The organism is Corynebacterium gottingense (assembly GCF_003693265.1).
GTDB classification, from domain to species: Bacteria; Actinomycetota; Actinomycetes; order Mycobacteriales; family Mycobacteriaceae; genus Corynebacterium; species Corynebacterium gottingense.
Window position 1 is genome coordinate 1 of sequence record NZ_RDRE01000097.1, and the last position, 2,179, is coordinate 2,179.

General features: G+C 64.2%; 2 protein-coding genes. Both read right to left on the minus strand.

Going from position 1 to position 2,179, the window contains the following annotated elements; all coding sequences use genetic code 11:
- Positions 1-609: hypothetical protein (locus EAW56_RS11860; RefSeq protein WP_147453319.1), on the minus strand; the 609-nt coding region annotated here is incomplete at its 3' end.
- A gap of 291 nt (positions 610-900) precedes the next feature.
- A complete protein-coding gene (locus EAW56_RS11865) occupies positions 901-1,878 on the minus strand; it encodes a hypothetical protein (protein WP_122086757.1) in 978 nt (325 codons plus the stop codon).
- Positions 1,879-2,179 lie beyond the last annotated feature (301 nt).

Here is a 2,179-nt window from a genome sequence, read left to right on the forward strand (position 1 = left end):
GCGGACAAAATCAGGCAACTTTTCTTTGTCGATGTCGCCGTTGCTGTCTCGCGGAATGCCGTCGCGATTGACGTACAGGGTGATGCTTGTTTTGAACGTGGAGCCAGACGGATCCTTCGCCTCGGTGAATAGCGTCCAAACATTTTGGTTCATGCCGTAGCCGCTGTCCCCCACATCCTCGGGCACTTTGACGATCACGCTGCCGTCGTCATGAAACTCTGCCCATTCCGGATTTTGCCAGGGCTGGTCGCCAGCAGGTTGCGTGGACCATGTGAGTCCTTCAGGCGCGCTGCGCTTCACTGTTTCCGGATAGAACTCCCAATATTCGGGGGCGGCGATCTTTATTGTTTCGCCCGGGTCAGCCACGTAGTAATCTTCGTAAGTCGGCCGGTACGTCAGGAACCAGGGCAGATCGTCTTCGTTGGTCCCCTGGAGCCCGGCGCTCGGAACCTCCGTGTCCTCCCTGTCCGGAACCACGGCCTGTGCGTACGCGGCGACCGGAGCGGTCATGCTGACTGCCGCGGTGCCGGAGATAGCCAGCGTAGCTGCCATGGAGGCGGCGAGGGCCGGGCGAAGATCAACCTTGCGGGGGGTGAAGAAAGACCGCATGTGGGGTCCCTTTCTGAGGAGACGGCTAATAGGAAGAATCAGTCCCGGGGAACCTTATCTACGGCACCAAACTGTTTTGAAAAACGCTTGATGCAGGGTTGGAGGGACCTTTGTATGGAATGTTACGGCATTGGTCATACAAAGGCACGGGGAGGCGCTGATACGTGTCGCCAAAATGGGGGTAGCCGGCGGAATCCCAGCGCAGTGCGGGTGAGGTGGCTACAAACGGGGCCCGGCAGCCAGTGGCGCACCTTGGACTTTCCTGGAATCGTCGGCGCCCGTCGCGAGCTCTTAGTGGCGGAAGTTGCCCACCCAACGCTGCCAGGCGTGCTGGGCGTCGGAGGAGAAACCTCCGGGCTGCGACGCGGCCGCTTCCTGCGGCTGCTCGGAGGGGGCTGCGGGTGCTTCCGGTGCCGCCGGCTCGGGCTGCCCGGCCTGCCCGGCCTGCTCTGCCGGTGCCTGCTGCTGCGGAGTGCCCGGCTCGTTCTGGCTGTTGTTGGCGCCATCGTTGAGGCCCATCGGGCGCAGTGCCTCCGAGGCCTGCTGTGCTGCCTCGCTGGCGGCGGACTGTGCTGCAGATTCCGCTGCGCTCGCCGGGTTCTCCGCACCTTGGTCGCCCGGGCCACCCTGGCCGCCCGGGGTGGCGGTTGTGGTCGGCTCCGTCGCTGGTGCGGCGGTCGTGGGCTCGCTGTTTTGGGCGCCGGCGGTGCCGGCGGTGTCCGGGGTGCCCGCAGCGCCCGGCTGCGCCGAATCGTTCGCGCCGCCGGTGGTGCCCGTGGTCGCCTGCGCCTCGGGGCCTGCCACCGCAGTCGTGGGCATCACGGTCGTGGGCACCACGTTGGTGGGGCGGAAGACGCGCGTGGATTGGTTCGACGGCTGTGCGGTACCCACCACCGCGTGCTGCGGCGCGTACGGGTCGGAGTTCAGGTTGTAGTTGGAACCGCCACCCTGCTGGGCGGGCGCGGCCTGGTACGCGTCGGTGTCGTGGTGCGCGTTCTGGTGGCGGGGGTCCTGGTTGTCCTCGCTGGTGGTGGAGGAATTGTGGTCCACGGGGGCGTCGCTAAGCGCCGTTGCCTTCGTGGACTTCGAGATTGCAGACTCGGTGCTGGAGGCGGAGGTGTCAGGGTGCTTCGTGTCGCTGTCCGTGACGTATCCGGCCTGCGCGGAGCGGTCGGAGGCGGAGGTGTTGAACACCACGATGCCCACCACGATGGCTACCAGGATGCCAGCCGTCATGAAGAGGCCCACGCGGGGCTGGTTGTCCTTCATCGCTCCTCCTCTCGCATGTCACGCTATTGAGTCAAAAGTGTTACAACCCTATAACAAGAGTTGCGCTGAAGCCGTTATAGCACGCCGCAGGGGAAAATTTGTGTCCGAGTGATCGCAAACACACCCGCGGCGGCGCGATCGTGGTAGACCTAAGGGGCAAACTGCCCGATATAAAAGGAGACGCCGATGAGTACGTGGGACGAGGAAATCTTTTCCATCGACGCCAACACTGACTTTCTCGACGAGCTGGATGCCCTCGAGGGTGACGAGCTCGAGCAGGCGCTTATCGACGCCGTGCTGC

Coding starts and splice junctions, on each gene's coding strand:
- EAW56_RS11865 (WP_122086757.1), bottom strand. CDS start 1,878: ATGAAGGACAACCAGCCCCGCGTGGGCCTCTTCATGACGGCTGGCATC.